The sequence below is a fragment of the Saccharopolyspora erythraea NRRL 2338 genome, from assembly GCF_000062885.1.
GTDB classification, from domain to species: Bacteria; Actinomycetota; Actinomycetes; order Mycobacteriales; family Pseudonocardiaceae; genus Saccharopolyspora_D; species Saccharopolyspora_D erythraea.
The window spans coordinates 6,477,309-6,497,571 of sequence record NC_009142.1; the positions used below are offsets into that span (position 1 = coordinate 6,477,309).

Annotated in this window: 19 protein-coding genes and 1 pseudogene; 10 read left to right on the forward strand and 10 right to left on the reverse strand. The window is 70.9% G+C overall.

The genetic code is table 11. The features are described 5' to 3' along the window. Positions 1-303: 303 nt before the first annotated feature. Both SACE_RS27640 and SACE_RS27645 read right to left on the reverse strand, forming a co-directional pair. Positions 304-987 (reverse strand): response regulator, encoded by a 684-nt coding sequence (locus tag SACE_RS27640; protein ID WP_009943242.1) that lies wholly within the window; start codon positions 985-987, stop codon positions 304-306. Then, complete coding sequence (locus tag SACE_RS27645) at positions 984-2,597, reverse strand: sensor histidine kinase (RefSeq protein ID WP_009943241.1); 1,614 nt, start codon at positions 2,595-2,597, stop codon at positions 984-986. Before SACE_RS27645 ends, SACE_RS27640 begins: the two co-directional genes overlap by 4 nt. A 375-nt stretch (positions 2,598-2,972) precedes the next feature. Here SACE_RS27645 and SACE_RS27650 point away from each other — a divergent pair, with 375 nt between their 5' ends. The 5 genes from SACE_RS27650 to SACE_RS27670 all read left to right on the forward strand — a co-directional run bounded on the left by SACE_RS27650 (position 2,973) and on the right by SACE_RS27670 (position 7,161). Further along, entirely contained in the window at positions 2,973-4,361 is a 1,389-nt protein-coding gene (locus SACE_RS27650; protein ID WP_011874830.1) for a C4-dicarboxylate transporter DctA, read from the forward strand. Between the two features lie 267 nt (positions 4,362-4,628). Then, complete coding sequence (locus tag SACE_RS27655) at positions 4,629-4,910, forward strand: YciI family protein (protein ID WP_009943240.1); 282 nt, start codon at positions 4,629-4,631, stop codon at positions 4,908-4,910. A 9-nt stretch (positions 4,911-4,919) separates the two neighbouring features. Continuing rightward, complete coding sequence (locus SACE_RS27660) at positions 4,920-6,137, forward strand: RNA polymerase sigma factor (RefSeq protein WP_009943238.1); 1,218 nt, start codon at positions 4,920-4,922, stop codon at positions 6,135-6,137. A 222-nt stretch (positions 6,138-6,359) separates the two neighbouring features. Next, positions 6,360-6,704 carry an ArsR/SmtB family transcription factor gene (locus SACE_RS27665; RefSeq protein WP_029621412.1) on the forward strand — a complete coding sequence of 115 codons (345 nt, stop codon included), beginning with the start codon at positions 6,360-6,362 and terminating at the stop codon, positions 6,702-6,704. Beyond that, positions 6,688-7,161 carry an SRPBCC family protein gene (locus SACE_RS27670; RefSeq protein WP_009943235.1) on the forward strand — a complete coding sequence of 158 codons (474 nt, stop codon included), beginning with the start codon at positions 6,688-6,690 and terminating at the stop codon, positions 7,159-7,161. Before SACE_RS27665 ends, SACE_RS27670 begins: the two co-directional genes overlap by 17 nt. Before the next feature lie 57 nt (positions 7,162-7,218). On the opposite strand, the gene SACE_RS38470 is transcribed toward SACE_RS27670, so the two are convergent. From SACE_RS38470 to hisD, 6 genes and pseudogenes are all read right to left on the reverse strand, one after another. Continuing rightward, complete coding sequence (locus SACE_RS38470; RefSeq protein WP_009943234.1) at positions 7,219-7,377, reverse strand: hypothetical protein; 159 nt, start codon at positions 7,375-7,377, stop codon at positions 7,219-7,221. Positions 7,378-7,551: 174 nt separating this feature from the next. Continuing rightward, positions 7,552-8,046, reverse strand: coding sequence for a phospholipase domain-containing protein (locus SACE_RS39540; RefSeq protein WP_231849809.1), 495 nt, complete (start codon positions 8,044-8,046; stop codon positions 7,552-7,554). A gap of 202 nt (positions 8,047-8,248) precedes the next feature. Continuing rightward, positions 8,249-9,628 (reverse strand): annotated as a pseudogene (locus SACE_RS27675) (alkaline phosphatase family protein); the annotation flags it as partial. Between the two features lie 241 nt (positions 9,629-9,869). After that, entirely contained in the window at positions 9,870-10,490 is a 621-nt protein-coding gene (gene hisB / locus SACE_RS27680; RefSeq protein ID WP_009943231.1) for an imidazoleglycerol-phosphate dehydratase HisB, read from the reverse strand. Next, on the reverse strand, positions 10,487-11,605 hold the full coding sequence (locus SACE_RS27685) for a histidinol-phosphate transaminase (RefSeq protein ID WP_009943229.1): 1,119 nt from the start codon (positions 11,603-11,605) through the stop codon (positions 10,487-10,489). Before SACE_RS27685 ends, hisB begins: the two co-directional genes overlap by 4 nt. A gap of 109 nt (positions 11,606-11,714) precedes the next feature. Next, positions 11,715-13,031: a histidinol dehydrogenase gene (gene hisD, locus SACE_RS27690; RefSeq protein ID WP_009943228.1), complete on the reverse strand. Its 1,317-nt coding sequence runs from the start codon at positions 13,029-13,031 to the stop codon at positions 11,715-11,717. Between the two features lie 184 nt (positions 13,032-13,215). Between hisD and SACE_RS27695 the strand changes: the two genes are divergently transcribed. Continuing rightward, on the forward strand, positions 13,216-14,508 hold the full coding sequence (locus SACE_RS27695; protein ID WP_009943226.1) for a M14 family metallopeptidase: 1,293 nt from the start codon (positions 13,216-13,218) through the stop codon (positions 14,506-14,508). Between the two features lie 89 nt (positions 14,509-14,597). Here the strand turns inward: SACE_RS27695 and SACE_RS38225 are convergent, their stop codons facing one another. Next, positions 14,598-14,930 carry a hypothetical protein gene (locus SACE_RS38225; protein WP_162131612.1) on the reverse strand — a complete coding sequence of 111 codons (333 nt, stop codon included), beginning with the start codon at positions 14,928-14,930 and terminating at the stop codon, positions 14,598-14,600. Here SACE_RS38225 and SACE_RS27700 point away from each other — a divergent pair. From SACE_RS27700 to SACE_RS27715, 4 genes are all read left to right on the forward strand, one after another. After that, positions 14,896-16,182: a M14 family metallopeptidase gene (locus SACE_RS27700; protein WP_009943225.1), complete on the forward strand. Its 1,287-nt coding sequence runs from the start codon at positions 14,896-14,898 to the stop codon at positions 16,180-16,182. The genes SACE_RS38225 and SACE_RS27700 overlap by 35 nt on opposite strands. A 453-nt stretch (positions 16,183-16,635) precedes the next feature. After that, positions 16,636-17,637, forward strand: a complete 1,002-nt coding sequence (locus SACE_RS27705; protein WP_081468239.1) for a TauD/TfdA family dioxygenase — start codon at positions 16,636-16,638, stop codon at positions 17,635-17,637. Next, entirely contained in the window at positions 17,634-18,572 is a 939-nt protein-coding gene (locus SACE_RS27710; RefSeq protein WP_231849811.1) for a DMT family transporter, read from the forward strand. The genes SACE_RS27705 and SACE_RS27710 overlap by 4 nt, the downstream gene beginning before the upstream one ends. 202 nt (positions 18,573-18,774) lie before the next feature. Continuing rightward, a complete protein-coding gene (locus tag SACE_RS27715; protein ID WP_009943222.1) occupies positions 18,775-20,064 on the forward strand; it encodes a hemolysin family protein in 1,290 nt (429 codons plus the stop codon). A gap of 25 nt (positions 20,065-20,089) precedes the next feature. Here SACE_RS27715 and SACE_RS38475 read toward each other — a convergent pair whose 3' ends face one another. Then, positions 20,090-20,251: a hypothetical protein gene (locus SACE_RS38475; RefSeq protein WP_009943221.1), complete on the reverse strand. Its 162-nt coding sequence runs from the start codon at positions 20,249-20,251 to the stop codon at positions 20,090-20,092. Between the last annotated feature and the right edge of the window lie 12 nt (positions 20,252-20,263).

The window sequence follows — 20,263 nt, forward strand, 5'->3', positions numbered from 1 at the left end:
GCAACAGCCGGGCAGCCGGCCGACGGACGGCGTGCGGGCGCGATCCCCGGCCGCCGCACGGGCGAACCGCGCGCCGACGCGGCCGCCGGACGCCGGCCGCCAGGGCTGTTCCACAAGCCGTGTCAGCCGCATGTGGCGTGGGACCCCGATAGTCGCGGGTTCTCAGGCGTCCTCTGGCGAGGACGGCTTTCGCGGCGTACGGGGTGATACGCGAGAAAAAGATCCCGAAGTCAGAGGCGCCTGCGGTTCCGCCACCCGCGCCGCCACGCAAACCACCTCTGACACATCACCCAAGCCCCGCCGCTACCGGGACGAGGACCGCCACCGGTAGGTCATCTCGGGCCGTCCGACGCCGCCGTACTGCGGTTGCCGGTCGGCCATCCCGTTGCCCACCAGGTACTCCAGGTACCGACGCGCCGTCACGCGGGAGACGCCGGCCGACTCCCCGACCGCGCCCGCCGACGCGCCTTCCGGGGCCTCGCGCAGCGCGGAGAGGACCGCCGCCAGCGTCTCCTCCCCCATGCCCTTGGGCAGCGGGGTGCGGTCGGTGCCGCGCAGCGCCGAGAAGGCGCGGTCGATCTCGGCCTGGCCGCTGGCCTCCCGGTCGTCGCTGAGGCTGGCGCGGAACCGGGCGTAGTCCTCGAGCTTCTCGCGCATGGCGGCGAAGGTGAACGGCTTGAGCAGGTACTGCACGACACCGCTGGCGATGGAGGCGCGCACCACCTTCAGGTCCCGCGCCGAGGTCACCGCGATGACGTCGGGGCCGTTTCCCGCGGTGCGCAGCGCGCGGGCGACCTGCAGGCCGTCGATGTCGGGCAGCCCGAGGTCGAGCAGCACCAGGTCGACCCCGGTCTTCTCCAGGAACCGCAACGCGTCCTGGCCGGTGCGGACCCGGCCCGCGACCTCGAAGCCCTCCACCCGGTCCACGTAGGCCGCGTGGGCTTCGCCGACCAGTGGGTCGTCCTCGACCACCAGAACCCGGATCAACGCGCCCCCGCCTCCGGTTCGGCGGGGATGCGCACGGTGAAGACCGCACCGCCGTCGTCGCCGACCTCCACGGTGCCGCCGTAGCGGCGCACGCTCTGGCCGACCAGGGCCAGCCCGAGCCCTCGCGATCCGTCCTTCGTGGACCAGCCGCGCTGGAAAACCCGTTGTGCCGCTTCCGGATCGATGCCCGGACCGTTGTCGGCGACCCGGATCAGCAGCTCTGCGCCCGTCCTCCTGGCGGTCACCACCACCTTCGGGTCGGCGGCGTCCTGAGTTGCCTCCACGGCGTTGTCGATCAGGTTGCCGAGGATGGTGACCAGGTCGCGCGAGTCGACCCGGCCGCGCACCGACTCGTCGATCTCGGTGTCCTCGCTGAGCACGACCTCCACGCCCCGCTCGCTCGCCTCCGCGCTCTTGCCGAGCAGGACCGCGGCCAGCACCGGCTCCGACACCGCGCCCACCACGCGGTCGGTGAGCTGCTGGGCGAGCTCGAGCTCGGCGGTGGCCAGGCCCGCGGCCTCCTCGGCCCGCCCCAGCTCGATAAGCGAGACGACGGCGTGCAGCCGGTTCGCCGACTCGTGGGCCTGCGAGCGCAGCGACTCCGAGAAGCCGTGCAGGGTGTCGAGCTCCCCGCTGAGCGCCTGGAGCTCGGTGTGGTCCCGCAGGGTCACCACGCTGCCGAGATCGCGGCCCCCGCTGCGCACGGCCGATGAGTTGACCAGCAGCACGCGGTCGTCGGTCAGGTGGACCTCGTCGCGCACGGCGTGCCCGGAGGCCAGGTCGTCGGCCAGCTGTTCGGGCAGCCCCAGTTCGGAAACCAGCGCACCCTCCACTTCGGAGGGCTGCGAGGACAGCAGAACGGCGGCGCCGTCGTTGCAGAGGGTGACGCGTCCGGACGGCGAGACGAGCAGGAGCCCTTCGCGCACCGCGTGCAGGATCGCGTCGTGGTACTCGTACATCCGGCTCAGCTCGGCCGGGGTGAGCCCGTGGGTGTGGCGGGCGAGCCGCCTGTTGACCAGGTAGGTCAGCGCCCCGCCGATGGCCAGCGCGGCCGCGGCGACCAGCACCAGCGCGGTCACGTGGCCCTGGACCTCGGCGGTGAGCACCCGCATGTGGATGCCGACCGAAACCAGACCGCGCACCTGCCCGCCGTCGCCGAAGACCGGGACGACCGCGCGCACCGACGGACCGAGCGAGCCGGTGTAGGTCTCGGTGAACACAAGCCCCGTGCGGGCCTGGTCGATGTGGCCGATGAACGGCCGGCCGATGCGGGTGGGGTCGGGATGGGTGTAGCGGATGCCCTCCGGCGTCATGATCGTCACGAACGCGACGCCGGTGGCGGTGCGCACCTCCTCGGCGAGCGGCTGGAGCTCGGCGGAGGCGTCCGGGCGGCCCATCGCGGCGCGCACCGCGGGCAGCGACGCGACGGCCCGCGCCACCGACACGACCTCGCCGGTGGCGGCGTCCTCGGCCTGGCGCCGCGCGTCGTACCAGGACAGCGCCGCGCCGCCGAGCACGACGAGGGCCACCACCACGATCTGCAGCACGAACAGCCGCCTGGACAGGCTCCAGCCGCGGCCGGGCCGGTTCCGCGTCAGTTCCACGTGCACATCGGCTTCCTCCCACGCCTCCGGGGCGGGCGGTGCCACCACAGGTGACCGGGCGGGCGGTGGCGATGCCACCGGCACCCGCGACCACCGCGCCGGCAGCCGCGCCCGCGGCCCGGGCTAGCAGGTCGTGGCCGGTTTCCGGCGGTCCGGCACCGCTCGCGCCGACGCCGCAGCGACCGGGTCCGACCTGCGCTCGGGCCCAGCGCGCACCCTACTCCGCGGCGCGGCGATCGGACGCCGGTAGTTGTGAACACAATGAACACAAGAGTGACGGGGCCGATGTCGAGCGCCGATAGTCTCATCCCAACACCAGCCGTGACCTGCGCCACGGCGGACCAGACGCAAAACGCCCGGTAGTCCAGTAGGAGATCAACTGTGGCAAGCAAAGACGCTGCGCCGCCCGGCACCCGCCGCCGGGACCGGACCCACTACCTCTACATCGCCGTGATCGTGGCGGTGCTGGCAGGCATCGCGGTCGGATTCGCCGCGCCCAAGCTCGGTGTCGCACTGAAACCGCTGGGCACCGGGTTCGTCGACCTGATCAAGATGATGATCTCGCCGGTCATCTTCTGCACCATCGTGCTCGGCGTGGGAGGTGTGCGGAAGGCCGCCAAGGTCGGCAAGGTCGGCGGCCTCGCGCTGGGCTACTTCATGGTCATGTCGGTGGTCGCGCTGATCATCGGCCTGGTCGTCGGCAACTTCCTGCACCCCGGCGAGGGCCTGCAGATCACCGAGTCGCTGCGCGGCCAGGGCCAGGACCAGGCCGGTGAGGGGGCCAAGTCCACCACCGAGTTCCTGCTCGGGATCATCCCGGAGACGCTGGTCTCCGCGCTGACCGAGGGCGAGGTCCTGCAGACCCTGCTGGTCGCCCTGCTCGCCGGTTTCGCGTTGCAGGCCCTGGGCGACAAGGGCACGCCGATCCTGCGCGGCATCGAGCACATCCAGCGCCTGGTGTTCAAGATCCTCGCGATGGTGATGTGGGCGGCCCCGGTCGGCGCCTTCGGCGCGATCGCCGCGGTGGTCGGCGCGACCGGTGTGGACGCGCTCAAGGGCCTCGCCGTGATCATGTTCGGCTTCTACCTGACGTGCCTGCTGTTCGTCTTCGTGATCCTCGGTCCGCTGCTGTGGTTCGCCGCCCGGGTGAGCCTGCTGAAGCTGCTGCGCTACCTGGGACGCGAGTTCCTGCTGATCGTGTCCACCTCGTCGTCGGAGGCAGCGCTGCCGCGGCTGATCGCGAAGATGGAGCACCTCGGCGTGAGCAAGCCGGTCGTCGGCATCACCGTGCCCACCGGGTACTCGTTCAACCTCGACGGCACCGCCATCTACCTCACGATGGCCTCGCTGTTCATCGCCAGCGCGATGGGCGACCCGCTGACGATCGGCGAGCAGATCTCGCTGCTGCTGTTCATGATCGTGGCCTCCAAGGGCGCGGCAGGCGTGAGCGGCGCGGGCCTGGCCACCCTGGCGGGCGGCCTGCAGTCGCACCGCCCCGAGCTGCTCGACGGCGTCGGCCTGATCGTGGGCATCGACCGCTTCATGTCCGAGGCCCGCGCCCTGACCAACTTCGCGGGCAACGCGGTGGCCACGGTGCTGATCGGCTCGTGGACCAAGGAGATCGACCGCACCCAGGTGCAGCGCGTGTTCTCCGGCGCGGCCCCGTTCGACGAGCAGGCATTCGCCGACGACCCCGACGGCAAGGGTTCCGGCGACGCGGAGAAGCCGCCCGCGGGCGAGGAGACCGCGAAGGTCGGCGCCGACAAGTAGTCGCGCAGACCGCGAAGGGGGCGTCCGCGAGCGGGCGCCCCCTTCGCCGTTCGCGCACGGCGTACTGCGTCCGGCAGCCGGGTGGGCGATCCTGTGCGAAACCGGCGGCGCGCGGTGTCGATCCGCGGGCGCCCCGTTCGTACAGGGGGTGGGACGCCGGGCGGGACCGGCGGCCGAGCCGAGGAGGGCCGACGATGAAGCACTACCTGCTGAGCGTGTACCAGTCCGCCGGGGCCCAGCCCCCGCCCGAGGGTCCTCGCCCCGGTCATGCGCGATGCCGGCGCCGTCAACGACGAGATGCGCGCCGCGGGGGCGTGGATGTTCGCGGGCGGTCTGCACGCGCCGAGCACCGCGACCGTGCTGAAGGCCCAGGGCTCCGGAATGCTCACCGCGGACGGGCCGTTCGCCGAGGGCGAGGAGCTGCTGGGCGGCCTCGCGGTCATCAGGGCCGCCGACCTCGACGAGGCGCTGCGGTGGGGTCGCGAGCTCGCCCGCGCGACGACGCTGCCGATCGAGGTCCGCCCGTTCCACGACCAGCCGGAAAGCTGACCGCGGGCCATGCCGGAGGTTTCGCCGCCGGAGGTCGAGCGCGTGTTCCGCGAGGAGTACGGGCGCGCGGTCGCCGTGCTCGTCGGCGTCTGCGGCGACATCGACCTCGCCGAGGAGGCGGTGCAGGAGGCGTTCACCGAAGCGGTCCGGCGCTGGCCGTCGTCCGGGCTGCCGCCCAGCCCCGCTGGCTGGATCGTCACCACCGCCCGCAACCGCGCGATCGACCGCCTGCGGCGCGAGTCCACGCGCAAGGACCGGCAGGCCCAGGCCACGCTGCTGCACGCCCGCGACGAAGTGCCCGAGGAGGGACCGGTGCGCGACGACCGGCTGCGCATGATCTTCACCTGCTGCCACCCGGCGCTGTCCACCCCGGCGCGGGTCGCGTTGACTCTGCGGCTGCTGGGCGGGCTCACCACCGCCGAGATCGCGCGGGCGTTCCTGGTGCCGGAGCCGACCATGGCGCAGCGGCTGGTCCGGGCCAAGGGCAAGATCCGCGACGCCCGGATCCCCTACCGGGTGCCGGACGGGGCCGAACTGCCGGACCGGCTGCGGTCGGTGCTCGCGGTGGTGTACCTGGTGTTCAACGAGGGCCACACCGCCAGCTCCGGCGAGCGGCTCGTCCGCGATGACCTGTGCGCTGAGGCGATCCGGCTCGGCAGGCTGCTCGCCGAGCTGATGCCCGACGAGCCGGAAGTGCTGGGACTGCTCGCGCTGATGCTGCTCGTCGAGTCCCGGCGGGCCGCGCGCACCACGGCCGGCGGCGCCCTGGTCCGACTGTCCGAACAGGACCGCGCACGCTGGGACCGTGAGCTGGTCGCCGAGGGACAGGCCATCGTCCGGCGGTGCCTGCGGATCGGCAGGCCCGGCCCGTACCAGATCCAGGCGGCGATCAACGCCGTCCACAGCGACGCGCCGTCGGCGGACGACACCGACTGGCGGCAGATCGTGCTGCTCTACGACCAGCTCATGGCGGTGGCACCGAGCCCCGTCGTGGCGCTCAACCGGGCGGTGGCCGAGGTGGACGGCGCGGACGTCGCGCTCGGGCTCGTCGACGCCCTGGACCTCGACGGCTACCACCTGTTCCACGCCGTCCGCGCCGACCTGCTGCGCAGGCTCGGCCGCCCCGGGGAGGCCGCCGAGGCGTACGAGGCGGCCATCGCGCGGACCGCGAACGACGCGGAGCGCGAGCACCTGCGGCGCGGGCTCCGGTCGCTCGCCCCGAGCTGAACCGGGTCATCGGGGAGCCCGCGCCTCCGGGAATCCAGCGGCTCCTGGGAGCCCGCGCCTCCGGGGAACCAGCGGGTCCGTGCCGAGGTCTCCGGACGGAGTGGGCACCACCGTCACCCGTTCGGGTGCAAGCCCGGCCGGACGCTTCCCGCCGGGTTGACAAGCCTCCCAGGCGCGCTATTCTCAACCTATCGGTTGATTAACCAGGTGGTTGAATACAAGATGCCAGGCGACCCACTCAGCGACGTCTTCGCGGCTCTCGCCGACCCCACCCGCCGCGCCATCCTGGCCCGGCTGGCGGAGGGCGAGGCCACGGTCAACGAGCTGGCCGCACCGTTCCCGATGAGCCTGCAGGCGATCTCCAAGCACCTGAAGGTGCTGGAACGAGCGGGGCTGATCTCCCGGGGACGCGACGCGCAATGGCGGCCCTGCCGGTTCGAGCCGGCACCGCTGCGCGAGGTCGCGGACTGGGCGGAGCAGTACCGCAGGTTCTGGGAGGAGCGCTACGCGCAGCTCGACAGCTACCTGCGAGAGATGAAGGAGAACCGTGATGAGCCCGACCGATGACCTCGTCGTGACCACGCCCTCGGACCTGGAGGTCCGCATGTCCCGGGTCTTCGACGCGCCGCGGGACCTGGTGTTCGCCGCGCACGGCAAGTGCGAGCACATCAAGCGGTGGTGGGGGCGCGGCAACCCGCTGGACTGCGAGATGGACTTCCGCCCCGGCGGCAGGTACCGGTTCGTCGAGCACGCGCCCGACGGCGAGGACTACGCGTTCCGCGGCGAGTACCTGGAGATCGTGGAGCCGGAGAAGCTCTCCTACACCTTCGAGTTCGAGGGGATGCCGGGTCACGTGTGCGTCGACACGCTCGTCTTCGAGGAGCACGACGGCAAGACGACGCTGACCAGCACCACGCGCTTCGACTCCGTCGAGGACCGCGACGGGATGATCAACTCCGGCATGGAGGAAGGCGCGAACGAGTCGATGCGCGCCCTCGACGCGTTGCTGGCCACCTGGAAGTGACACGTCGCCGCGTTGCCGCCGTCCATCACGGGCGACGGCAACCCGGCCGGCGCTACCTCAGCCCCAGGCCAGCCAGCCGACCCCGCCGGCGATCGCCATGATCGCGAGGACGCCCAGCACCGCGGCCACGAAGCGGTTGTTCTTCCACGTCGAGTAGGCGCCACCGACCAGGAAGCCGCCCAGTCCGAGCAGGATGATCGGGAGATAGTCTTGCACGCCGCACTCCCCTCTCGAGTGCCGACCAGGCTACCCAGCGGCAGCGGGGAGCCCGGCCCGCACCCGGCTCGACGCCGCCTGGAGCAACGGCGACCGGGACTGACGGCGCCGCGAGATTCGCCGCGCGGCCCGTCGCTCCCGCCCGGTCCGCCGCTTCTCCGAGCCAGGTAGCCCTCAGCCCGTCACACCCGCGGCACCGTTCTCCACGCGGCCGGTGATCCTGCGGCGGAACGTCCGGTCCTGCGCCGCCGTCACCTCCACGTCGTACCAGCCCTGATCGGTCGGCCACTCGACGGTCTGCGCGCCGCCCACGGGCAGGCGCACCTCACGCTTCTCGCCCGGTGCGTAGCCGAGGGCCCGCAGCCGCAGCGTGATCCCGTCGCGTCCGGCGTTGCGCAGTTCCAGCGCCAGGCCACCGGTACGTGCGTCCGGCCGCGATGCGACGTCCACACCGGCGGCCCTGCCCGCCGCGGAACCGCCGAGCTGGAACCAGAACCGGTTCGGGCCCTGCACCGCGAGCTCGTAGTCCCCCGGCAACTCCTCGACGTGTTCGCCCTGGACGTCGACGTGCTTGGGCGTGGGGAACTCCCCGGCGTAGGAGTACAGCGCGAAGTGCGCCGGCGACGTTCCGCTGTTGGCCAGCCGAAGGGCGAGCTTCCCGCCGGCCACCGAGCCCGACGCGGCGGGCTGGTACGGCAGCGCACGCGCGGGCCGCCTTCCCCGCTCCTGCGCGGGAAGCCGCTGCTCCTCCGGCGGCTTCGGGTGCCAGCGGTCGATGGGTTCCGGGACCGCGCCCGGCTTCTCCGGCGCGGGCGGCGCCCGCGGTCCCGAAGTCGAACACCGACAGCAGGTCGCCGCACGTCCGGCGCCTCCACGCGCTGATGTTGGGCTCTTCGACTCCCGTCCAGCGCTCCAGGAACCGCAGCACCGAGGTGTGGTCGAAGACCTGCGAGTTGACGTGTCCGCCGATCGTCCACGGCGACACCACGGTCATCGGCACCCGCGGGCCGAGGCCGATGGGCTGACCGTCGTACCAGTCCTCGGTCTCCGACTCCGGCGGCACCGGCGGTGGCATGTGGTCGAAGAAGCCGTCGTTCTCGTCGAAGTTGAGCAGCAGCACGGTCTTCGACCACACCTGCGGGTCGGACGCGATGGCGTCGAGCACGTCGAAGACCAGGTTCGCGCTGCCCACCGGCGTGGAACTGCCCGGGTGCTCGGAGTCCACAGCGGACGGAACCAGCCAGGTGACCTTCGGCAGACCGCCGGACGCGATGTCGTCGCGCAGGCGGCGGACCAGTGTTTCGGGCTCGCTGCGGTACATCGCGCGGTCGAACAGCCGCCGCTCGGCGTCGGTCAGCTTCGCCCGGCCGGACTCGAACTGCGCGAGCAGCTTGCGCCGCTCCGGCTCGGGCTTGTCGAACAGGGCGGTGTAGAACTCCTCGGTCGTGCGGTAGCCGCCCTCGACCTCGGCGAGGATCTTGTGCCCGATCGCCTTGAACGGCTTGAAGTACTCGACCGCGTTGTCGGTGAAGTTGTCCCACTCCTGGTAGATCTGCCAGGAGACGCCGGCCTGCTCCAGGCGCTCCGGGTATGTCGTCCAGTCGTAGCCGGGGTGGGCGTGGTCGTAGGCGGCGTTGGTGACCGCGCGCTGCTTCGTGCCCGGCTCGTAGCCGACCTTCCCGGTCCACAGGTAGTTCCGGTTCGGGTTGGTGGAGCCGAACACCGAGCAGTGGTAGGCGTCGCAGATGGTGAAGGTGTCGGCGAGCTCGTACTGCAACGGGATGTCGCGGCGCTCGTAGTAGGTCATCGTCGCGGCGGTCTTGGCCGCGATCCAGTCGTCGAGCCAGCCCCCGGCCCACGCCTTGCCCGAACCGGCCCAGCTGTGGTCGAGGTCGCCGAGGTACTGGATGTCCGACACCGGGCGCCCCTCGCTCTCGGCGCCCTGCCGCAGCGAGAACGGCAGCACCGAACCGCCCGGCCCGGGCTGCTCGAACACCGTGCCGCCCTCGGGCAGCTCCAGCGGCACCCGGTCGCCGTACCCGCGCACCCCGCGCATCGTGCCGAAGTAGTGGTCGAACGAGCGGTTCTCCTGCATCAGCACGATGACGTGCTCGACGGCGTCCAGCCCGCCCGCGGGCACCGGCCGCGCCATCGCGCGGTGCAGCGACGGCGGCAGGAGCGAAGCGGAGGCGGCAGCGCCGAGCGCACCGGCGGAGCCCGCCAGTACCCGGCGTCGGGAAATCTCAGTCACGAGTGGCCATGCTGTCCCGAGAAGGCCAAGCGGGATAGACCCGGAAGTAGCGCAGGCGTGAACACGCCAAGTGCTGCCCGTAGCTCACAGCCCGAAACGGGCAGGCCCGGGTACGGCTCCACACCGACCCAGGACTTCGACATGGCACAGGATGTTGCTCCTGGCGCGCCATCCGCCTTTCAGCCCACCGCGGACGGGCTGGGGCGCCGGAAAGACCCGGCGCCACGCGGCCGAATCCGAACTACAACGCGCCCTTGGTCGACGGGACCACCCCGCTGAAGCGCGGGTCGGGCTCGACGGCGGCGCGCAGCGCACGGGCGATGGCCTTGTACTGGGCCTCGGCGATGTGGTGCGGGTCCCGGCCGTGGATGACGCGCACGTGCAGGTTGATCTGCGAGTGGAAGGCGATCGACTCGAACACGTGGCGGTTGAGCACGAACGGGTAGTTGCCGCCGATGGTGAAGCTGTTGTACTGCTCCGGCTCGCCGGTCATGACGCAGTACGAGCGGCCGGAGACGTCGACGGCGGCGTGCGCCAGCGTCTCGTCCATCGGGATCCAGGCGTCGCCGAAGCGGCGGATGCCCAACTTGCCGCCGAGTGCCTGGCGCAGCGCCTGGCCGAACACGATGGCGGTGTCCTCGACGGTGTGGTGGGCGTCGATGTGGACGTCGCCGCTGGACTTGACCTTCAGGTCGAAGGCGGCGTGCGTGCCCAGCGCGGTGAGCATGTGGTCGTAGAACGGAACCGTGGTGTCGATGTCGACCTGGCCGGTGCCGTCGAGGTCGAGCTCCACCAGCACCGAGGACTCCCGGGTGGTGCGCTCGACCCGGCCGACGCGGGTTCCTGGCTGCATGGCGGTCACTGGTCGAGCTCCTCACTCACGATCTTGCAGGCCGCCAGGAAGGAGTCGTTCTCCTCCGGCGTGCCGATGGTGACGCGCAGGTGCCCCGGGATGCCGACGTCGCGGATCAGCACGTCGGCGTCCAGGTAGCGCTGCCAGGCGCGGTGCGCGTCGGCGAACCGTCCGAAGAGGACGAAGTTGGCGTCGCTGGGCACGGGCTGGAAACCCATCTCCCGCAACGACTCCACGACGCGGTCGCGCTCCCGCGCGAGCTTGTGCACCGACGACAGCGTCGCGTCGGCGTGGCGCAGCGACGCACGCGCCGCGGCCTGCGTCACCGCCGAGAGGTGGTAGGGCAGCCGCACCAGCAGCAGGGCGTCGATCACCGCCGGGGACGCGGCCAGGTAGCCGAGCCTGCCGCCGGCGAAGGCGAACGCCTTGCTCATCGTGCGGCTGACGATCAGCTTCGCCGGGTACTGCTCGACGAGCGCGATCGCGCTGGGCTGCGCGGAGAACTCCGCGTAGGCCTCGTCGACCACGACCACCCCGGGCGCGGCGTCGAGCACCGGCCGCAGGTCCTCCGGCGAGATCGACTGGCCGGTCGGGTTGTTCGGGCTGGTCACGAACACCACGTCCGGGCGGCGCTCGGCGACGATGCGGGCCGCCTCGGCGCTGTCGAGGCTGAAGTCCGCGCGACGCGGCGCGGGCAGCCACTCGGTGCGGGTCCCCGCGGCCAGGATCGGGTGCATCGAGTAGGAGGGCTCGAACCCGAGCGCGACCCGGTCCGGGCCGCCGAAGGCCTGCAGGATCTGCTGCAGGACCTCGTTGGAGCCGTTGGCCGCCCAGACGTTGGCCGCGGTCACCGGCACGCCGGTGGCCTCGGCGAGGTAGGCGGCCAGGTCCTCCCGCAGCGCGACCGCGTCGCGGTCCGGGTAGCGGTGCAGCGAGGCGGCGGCCTCCCGCACCGCCTCGGTCACGTCGGCGACCAGCTCGGGCGGCGGCGGGTACGGGTTCTCGTTGGTGTTCAGCCGGACCGGGACGTCCAGCTGGGGCGCGCCGTAGGGGCTGCGACCGCGCAGATCGTCCCGCAGCGGCAGGTCGGCGAGCGTCGCATCGCCACCGAGCACGTCACTCATGGGCACTACTTTCGTACTGGTCCGGGAAGCTGGTCGGAAGCCGTGAGCCTTCCGGGCTGCCGTCGCGCCCCGGAAGACTCGCGGTTCGGGGTGCCAAGCCGTCCACTCCTCAGTCCGGGAAGCGGGCGGTCACGGCCTGGCCGTGCGCGGGCAGGTCCTCGGCGTCGGCAAGCGCGACGACCTGGCCCGCCACGTCGCGCAGCGCCTGCTCGGTGTAGGAGATCACGTGGATGCCGCGCAGGAAGCTCTGCACGCTCAGCCCCGACGAGTGCCGGGCGCAGCCGCCGGTGGGCAGCACGTGGTTGGAGCCCGCGCAGTAGTCGCCCAGCGACACCGGCGCGTACGGGCCGACGAAGATCGCGCCAGCGTTGCGGACCCGGGCGGCCACGGCGTCGGCGTCGGCGGTCTGGATCTCCAGGTGCTCGGCGGCGTAGGCGTCGACGACGCGGATGCCGTCGGCGATGCCGGCCACCAGGATGCAACCGGACTGCACGCTGGTCAGCGCGGTGCGGATGCGCTCGGTGTGCTTGGTCAGCGGCACCTGCCTGGCCAGTTCGGCGTCGACGGCGTCGGCCAGCCGCTCGGAGGTGGTCACCAGCACGCTGGCCGCCAGCGTGTCGTGCTCGGCCTGGCTGATCAGGTCGGCGGCGACGTGCACCGGGTCGGCGGTGTCGTCGGCCAGCACCGCGATCTCGGTGGGGCCTGCCTCGGAGTCGATGCCGATCAGGCTGCGCAGGTGGCGCTTGGCCGCCGTGACGTAGACGTTGCCGGGTCCGGTGACCATGTCGGCCGGCTCAAGGGCCGCGCCGTCGGTGTCCTCGGCGCCGTAGGCGAGCAGCGCCACCGCCTGCGCGCCGCCGACCGCCCACACCTCGTCGACGCCCAGCAGCTCGGCGGCGGCCAGGATCGTCGGGTGCGGCAGCCCGCCGAACTCCGCCTGCGGCGGAGAGCACACCACCAGCGACTCCACGCCCGCGGCCTGCGCGGGCACGACGTTCATCACCACGCTGGAGGGGTAGACCGCCAGGCCGCCCGGTGCGTAGAGGCCGACGCGGGCCACCGGCACCCACCGCTCGGTGACGGTGCCGCCGGGCGCGACCCGGGTGGTGGTGTCGGTGCGGCGCTGGTCGGCGTGGACCTTGCGGGCCCGGGCGATGGACTCCTCCAGCGCCGAGCGCACCGCGGGGTCGAGCTCGTCGAGGGCGCGCCGCAGCTCATCGGCCCCCACCCTCACCCGTTCGGGTCGTACCCGATCGAACTTCTCGGTGTGGTCGAGGACGGCTCGCACGCCGTCGTCGCGGACGCTCTCGATCACCGGCCGCACCTGATGCAGAACGTGCTCGACGTCCATCTCGGCGCGGGGCAGCGTCGCCCGCAGCTCGGCGTTGGACGGAACACGACCGCGCAGGTCGGTACGGGTGAGCATAGACGTCCTTCCAGGGTGTCCATAGGTCGCCTTCCAGGGTAGTCGCAGGCCGTCCGCCCGGCCCCGCACGTCCCCTGAAATGGGAAAATGTCAACATGCCGCATCCGACGTAAGTGGGTTGTCAACGAGGAGGAGGCTGCTTCAGCCTCGCTGGGGTCACCACTCGTGATCGATCGGAGACTCGATGTTCAGCTCACGGCGCACGGCAGCGACGGTCGCCGCCGCCGCCTGCCTGGTGCTGCTGCCGGCGGCCCAGGCGGGCGTGTCGGCCGCGCAGGAACCCGCACAGCCGGCGACTCCCGCCGCGGACGCCAAGGGACGTGTGATCTACACGGTGGCGAACACCGACAGCCGCGCCCGGACCGAGATCAACCGCACCGGCGCGCAGATCCTGTCGGTGCGCGACGGTGTCGCCACGATCGAGGCGACCCCGGAGCAGGCCGAGCGCCTGCGCGCGGCCGGCTACCAGTTGCAGGAGAAGCAGAAGGTCGCCGACGCCCTCGACCAGCTCAACACCGGCGTCGCGGGCACCGCCGCCGACTTCCCGCCGGACGACCAGGGCTTCCACAACTTCGACGAGGTGAACGCCGAGCTGGACAAGACCGTCCAGGACCACGGTGACATCGCCGTGCGCTCGAGCGTCGGCAAGTCGCACGAGGGACGCGACATCCCGATGCTCAAGATCAGCGACAACGCCGCCCAGGACGAGAACGAGCCCGAGGTCCTGTTCAACTGCAACCAGCACGCCCGCGAGCACCTCACCACCGAGATGTGCCTGCGGATCGTCAACCGGTTCACCGACGGCTACGCCTCCGACCCCGCGGTCAAGGAGATGGTGGACAACCGGGAGATCTGGGTCGTGCCGGTGACCAACCCGGACGGGTCGATCCGCGACGTGGAGTCCGGCCAGTACCAGAGCTGGCGCAAGAACACCCAGGACCCCAACGGCACCGACACCAACCGCAACTGGGACTACAAGTGGGGTTGCTGCGGCGGCTCCAGCGACGACCCCAACGCCGAGGACTACCGCGGGCCGAGCGCGTTCTCCACGCCCGAGGCCTCCGCGCTGGGCAAGTTCGTCGACTCGCGCGTCATCGGCGGCAAGCAGCAGATCAGGGCCCACATCGACTGGCACACCTTCTCCGAGCTGGTGCTGTGGCCTTTCGGGCACACCAACGACCAGGTCACCGAGGGCATGACCCAGCAGGAGTACGACCGGTTCGCCCGCGTCGGCAAGGAGATGGCGCAGACCAACGGCTACACGCCTCAGCAGTCCAGCGAGCTCTACGTCACCGACGGCGACACCACGGACTGGATGTGGGGCAAGCACAAGATCTTCTCGTTCACCTTCGAGATGTTCCCGTCCAGCGGCGGCGTCGACGGCTTCTACCCCGATGACGAGGTCATCGAGAAGGAGACGGCCCGCAACGACGCCGCGGTCGACATCCTGCTCCGCGAAGCGGGAGCCGGCGCCTGAGCCATCGCGAAAGGGGTGCAGGGCCCGGGGTTCGTGGAACCCCGGGCCCTGTTGCGTCGCGCGGCCACGACCGCGGAAGCACCGACCGGTCACAGCGATTCCGACACCGGCGGCAGGAGCACACGAGCGAACCCGATCGCGAAACCGCCGCACGATCGGAGATTCGCCCCGATCACCACAGATCTCCGTGCCATGCGGCGGAATCGGCGTTCGGACGCGGTGTGCGCGGCGTTCGGCGCATCCGGCTCCCGAATTCCCAATCTGGGACCGAAAACGCCGCCGTACTGGGAAAAGTTCGTGCGACCCATAACACCTAAGTGGGTTGCCGGTGGTTCGCCGTTGAACGAATCTTCGAAATGTCCGCTTTCGTGATCGATCGGAGACTCGATGTTCAGCTCACGGCGCACAGCGTCGGCGGTCACCGCCCTCGCGTGCCTGATTTTGCTGCCCGCTGCCCAGGCAGGTGTCTCTGCGGCTCAGGAAGCCTCCCCGACCGGCGCGGCCGCCACCGCCGACGCCGGGTCGGTCTACTCGGTGCCGGGCACCGACAGCCGCTCCCGCACCGAGATCAACCGCACCGGCGCGCAGGTCCTCTCGGTGCGCGACGGCGTGGCGACCGTGCAAGCCACCCGGGAACAGGCCCGGCGGCTGCGCGCGGCCGGTTTCGCGCTCGAGGAACAGCAGGACGTCGCCGCCGCGCTCGACGCGCTCAGCGGCCCGGAGGCCGGGATCGCCGGAGCGGCCGACTTCCCGCCCGCCGACCGCGGCTTCCACAACTTCGACGAGATGAACGCCGAGCTCGACAAGGCGGTCCAGGACCACCGCGCCATCGCGGTGCGCTCCAGCATCGGCAGGTCCTACCAGGGCCGCGACATCCCGATGCTCAAGATCAGCGACAACGCCGCCCAGGACGAGAACGAACCGGAAGTGCTGTTCAACTGCAACCAGCACGCCCGCGAGCACCTCACCACCGAGATGTGCCTGCACATCATCAACCGCTTCACCGACGGCTACGCCACGAACCCGGCCGTCAAGAGCGTGGTCGACAGCCGGGAGATCTGGGTCGTGCCGGTCACCAACCCCGACGGCTCGGTCTACGACGTCGCCTCCGGCCAGTACCAGGGCTGGCGCAAGAACCGCCAGGGCAGCGGCACCGACACCAACCGCAACTGGGGCTACAGGTGGGGCTGCTGCGGCGGCTCCAGCAGCAACCCCAACTCCGACACCTACCGCGGCAGCGCCGCGTTCTCCGCGCCGGAGTCGGCCGCGCTGGCCAGGTTCGTCGACTCCCGGGTCGTCGGCGGCAAGCAGCAGATCAGGGCCCACATCGACTGGCACACCTTCTCCGAGCTGGTGCTGTGGCCCTACGGCTACACCTACAACAACACCGCCGAGGGCATGACGCAGCAGGAGTACGACCGCTTCGCCCGCGTCGGCACCGAGATGGCGCGCACCAACGGCTACACCCCGCAGCAGTCCAGCGACCTCTACATCACCGACGGCAGCACCACCGACTGGATGTGGGGCAAGCACAAGATCTTCTCGTTCACCTTCGAGATGTACCCCTCCGGCGGCGGCATCGACGGCTTCTACCCCGATGACGAGGTCATCGGGCGCGAGACCGCCCGCAACGACGCCGCGGTCGACATCCTGCTCCGCGAGGCGGGTGTCTGATCCACATCACGTACACGTGCGAAGGGCCCGAGGCCGCGTGGGGCGGATTTGCGGGGTTGTCGCGACACAACCGGTCAACCGGCTCGGGCCAGTAGCTCAGCGCGAATGCTCGGCTGGGGCGTCCCCAGCCGAGCATTCGCGTGGACGGTCGTTGAGTTCAGCGGCGACCGCGGTCAGGTGCTCAGGGCCGTGGACCGGCAGGCCGGCACCTGTGGGCGAGGCGCGGCCGGCCGCGCTGCTTCGGCCTGCGATATGCCTTTCGGGCATCGTGATCGCGCCGTCATCCTCGACGCGAAGCTCAATAGAGTGTTGCCGCGTCGGCACCGGTCGAACTGCCCTTAAATCGCGTCTCGCTGCACCTATTCCCCTTCCTGGAACCCTGCCGGGAACTGAACGATATACGGGCCATATCGACAACGGATCGCGCTGGGCGATTCCGAGAGGGCCGGTATCATGCGAACTCCAACCACCGAAAACCAGCGCTCGGCCGACGAGGAGACAAGGCATTTGCTTCTCGAAACGGCTTCCGCGCTGGCGGTGGCTGGCGCGACCGCCGATACGCTGCACCTGCACGCTGCTCTGGTTCCGCAGTCGCTCGTCGCCGCACTGAGCGAGGTGGCGAGATCGCCGAGGTCGGACAGTGGTTACCGCGTGCTGAAGGGAATTCTTTCGGAATTCCCCGACCCCGGTCCGACGCCGTCGTCGTGGAAGTCGGCCGACCATGAGCGCACCCGCGAGTTCGACCTCGCGTTCGCCCTGATCGCTAGTGTTTTCGGGAAACCGTTTGGCTGGAAGTCCCAGCAAGACGGAAGGCTCGTCCACAACATCGTCCCCACCCAAGGACAGGAGACCATGCAAGTCGGTGGGAGCAGCACCGTTCGCCTCGAGTGGCACACCGAGGACTCTTACCACCCGGACCGTCCGGAGCTTCTGCTGCTGGCCTGCGTGCGCAACCCCGACGACATCGGCACCGACATCGCCAGCGTCCGCCGGGCGGACCTGTCGGAGGCCGACATCGCGCTGCTCAGCACGACGCCCGTACTCATCGAACCCGACGACAGCTACGCCGGAAGCTGGTCCGAAGGCCAGGGTGACGAGGGCAAGATGACGACGCTCTGGCAGACCGAGGACGGGCTGTGCATGCGGTTCGACCCGCCCTACACCCGGCTGCCTGAGGACGCCCCGGAACTCTGCGCTGCCTGGCGACGGTTGAGCGAGTCGCTCGACCAGGCAGGGATGACCGTCGCGGGTCAGCCAGGTGACATCGTGGTGGTCGACAACGACGTCGCCGCCCATGCCAGACGGCCGTTCCAGGCGCGTTATGACGGTACGGACCGCTGGTTGAAGCGCATCCTCGTGCGCGGTGAATGGAAGCGACCCGAAGCTGAACTCGGCGAGCGAGGTTACGGCCAGGTCCAGATCGGTCCGCACCCGTCACTGCGGTCCGCGGGATGAGCACGCTGGAATCCGGCGCCGGCGAGCGCACTCCTGATGGCGGAAGGGCTGCCTCCGATACATCGACCGGCGAACGCGTCGTAGGTGTGCGAACACTGCTGCCGCTGTTCTCGCTGGTGGCGGTCACCGCGGTCTGGGGCGGGACCTTCGTGGTGGTCAAAGACGCGGTGAGCCAGGCGCCGACGATGGATTTTCTGGCCATGCGATTCCTCATCGCCACCGCCGCACTCGCGGCACTACGTCCGAGCCGGGTGACGACGTTGAGCCGGGCCGGAGTGAAGCGGGGAATCCTGCTCGGAATGGCTCTCGGGGTCGCCTACATCGCGCAGACGTTCGGCCTGGAGCACACGTCGGCTTCCTTGTCCGGGTTCATCACCGGCATGTTGGTGGTCTTCACTCCTGTGATCGCCGGACTGGTACTGCGTCAGCGGATCGGGAAAGTCACGTGGACGGCTGTGGCCATCGCGGTGGCGGGCCTGGGTTTGATGACCGTCCATGAGTTCGCAGTCGGGCCAGGAGAACTACTCACATTGGTGTGCGCGGTGTTCCTCGCGCTGCACATCGTCGGGCTCGGCGTGTGGTCCCCAGGGCACGACGCGCACGCGCTCACCGTCGTGCAACTCGCTGTCGCAGCGTGCATATGCTTCGCGTTCGGTTGGTGGGATGGCATCGACCTACCGAGCGATGGGGGATTCTGGCTCGCGCTCGTCGGCACGGCGGTGATCGCCACCGCGGCGGCCTACGTGATCCAGACCTGGGCGCAGGCCAGGCTCTCGCTGCCCCAGGCAGCGGTGGTGCTCACCCTGGAACCGGTCTTCGCCTGCATCTTCGGAGTCGTGTTCGACCACGACGAACTGACCACTCGGATCGTCATCGGTGGCGCGCTCGTCGTCGGCGCGATGTATCTGGCCGAGCTCCGCTCGGGCTCGCGCTGACGCCCCTGCCGGTCGGTCTACTCGCTGACTGGCTCTGATCGCACCGCGCACCGGTCGGTCCCGGGCCGCCTAGCGGCCCGGGACCGGCCGGCCGCGGGCTGGGTGCCGGTGACCGCGGCTCGTCCCGCCGCGAGCCGCGGTCCGAACACCGGGTCGGTGTCCCGGCGCGCCCGGCACCGCCGTCCGGTGTGAGAATCCGCAGGTGGACAGTGTGGTGCTGAACATCGGTCTGGTCCTGCTGTTCGTGCTGCTCGGCGGGTACTTCGCCGCCGCGGAGATCGCGCTGGTGTCGCTGCGCGAGGGCCAGGTCCGCAGGCTGGAGGGTGCCGGACGGCGCGGCGCCCGGGTCGCGAAGCTGCGGGCCGACTCCAACCGCTTCCTCTCCGCGGTGCAGATCGGTGTGACCTTCGCCGGGTTCTTCGCCTCCAGCTACGGGGGCGCGACGATCGCGGTGCGCCTGTCGCCCGCGCTGGAGGGCTGGGGCCTGCCCGCGGCGCTGGCTGCGACGGTCGCGCTGGTGCTGGTGACGCTGTTCGTCTCGTACCTGTCGCTGGTGCTGGGCGAGCTGGCCCCGAAGCGGCTGGCGTTGCAGCGCACCGAGCAGGTCGCGCTGTTGACCGCGGGGGTCCTCGACCGGCTGGCCACGCTGTGCCGCCCGCTCATCTGGCTGCTGTCGAGGTCGACCAACGCGGTGGTGCGCCTGGTGGGCATCGACCCCAGGTCCGACGCGGACAAGGTCACCCAGGAGGAGCTGCGCGACATGGTGCGCACCAACGAGCAGCTCACCGTCGAGGAGCGCAAGCTGCTCACCGACGCGTTCGAGGCGGGCGACCGCGTGCTCAGCGAGGTGATGATCCCGCGCACCGAGGTCGACTTCCTGGACCGGACGATGTCGCTGGCCGACGCGGTGGCCAAGGTCCGCGACCAGCCGCACTCGCGCTACCCGGTCATCCGGGACACCGCCGACGACGTGGTCGGCTTCCTCCACGTCCGCGACCTGCTGACCACGACCCACGACAACCGCTCCGGCGCCCGGACGATCGGGGACCTCGCGCGTCCGGTCACCTCGCTGCCCGGCAGCAAGCCGGTTCTCTCGGCGCTGACGGTGATGCGCAGGCGCGGTGGGCACCTCGCCGTGGTCGTCGACGAGTACGGCGGCACGGCGGGCATCGTCACCGTGGAGGACCTGGTCGAGGAGGTCGTCGGCGAGATCTGGGACGAGTACGACACCGGCGTGGCGCCGGTGCGGCCCTCACCGGAGGGCAGCTACGAGCTGGACGGCATGCTGCACCGCAGCGAGGTCGAGGAGCACACCGGGATATCGCTGCCCGATGGCCCGTTCGACACCCTCGCCGGCTTCGTCATGGCCGAGCTGGGGCGGATGCCCGCCGAGGGCGACGCCGTCGAGGCGCTCGGCCACCGGTTCACCGTCCGGGAGCTGGACGGGCGCCGCATCGCCCGGGTGCTCATCACCCCGCTGGGGGACGGCTGAGCGGGGCGGGCGGCGCCCGGCCGCGTCACGACATCAGCAGGATCAAGGCTCCCACCACGATGCCCGCGACCACGACGACGGCCGCCGTGATCATCACCGCGCGCAGTTGCGGCCGGTCCTCGCGGACCTCGGTCTGAGCGCGCTCACGCCACTGCATGAACGTGGTGCCTTCGCCGCCCTCGCTCACGTCTGTCTCCCT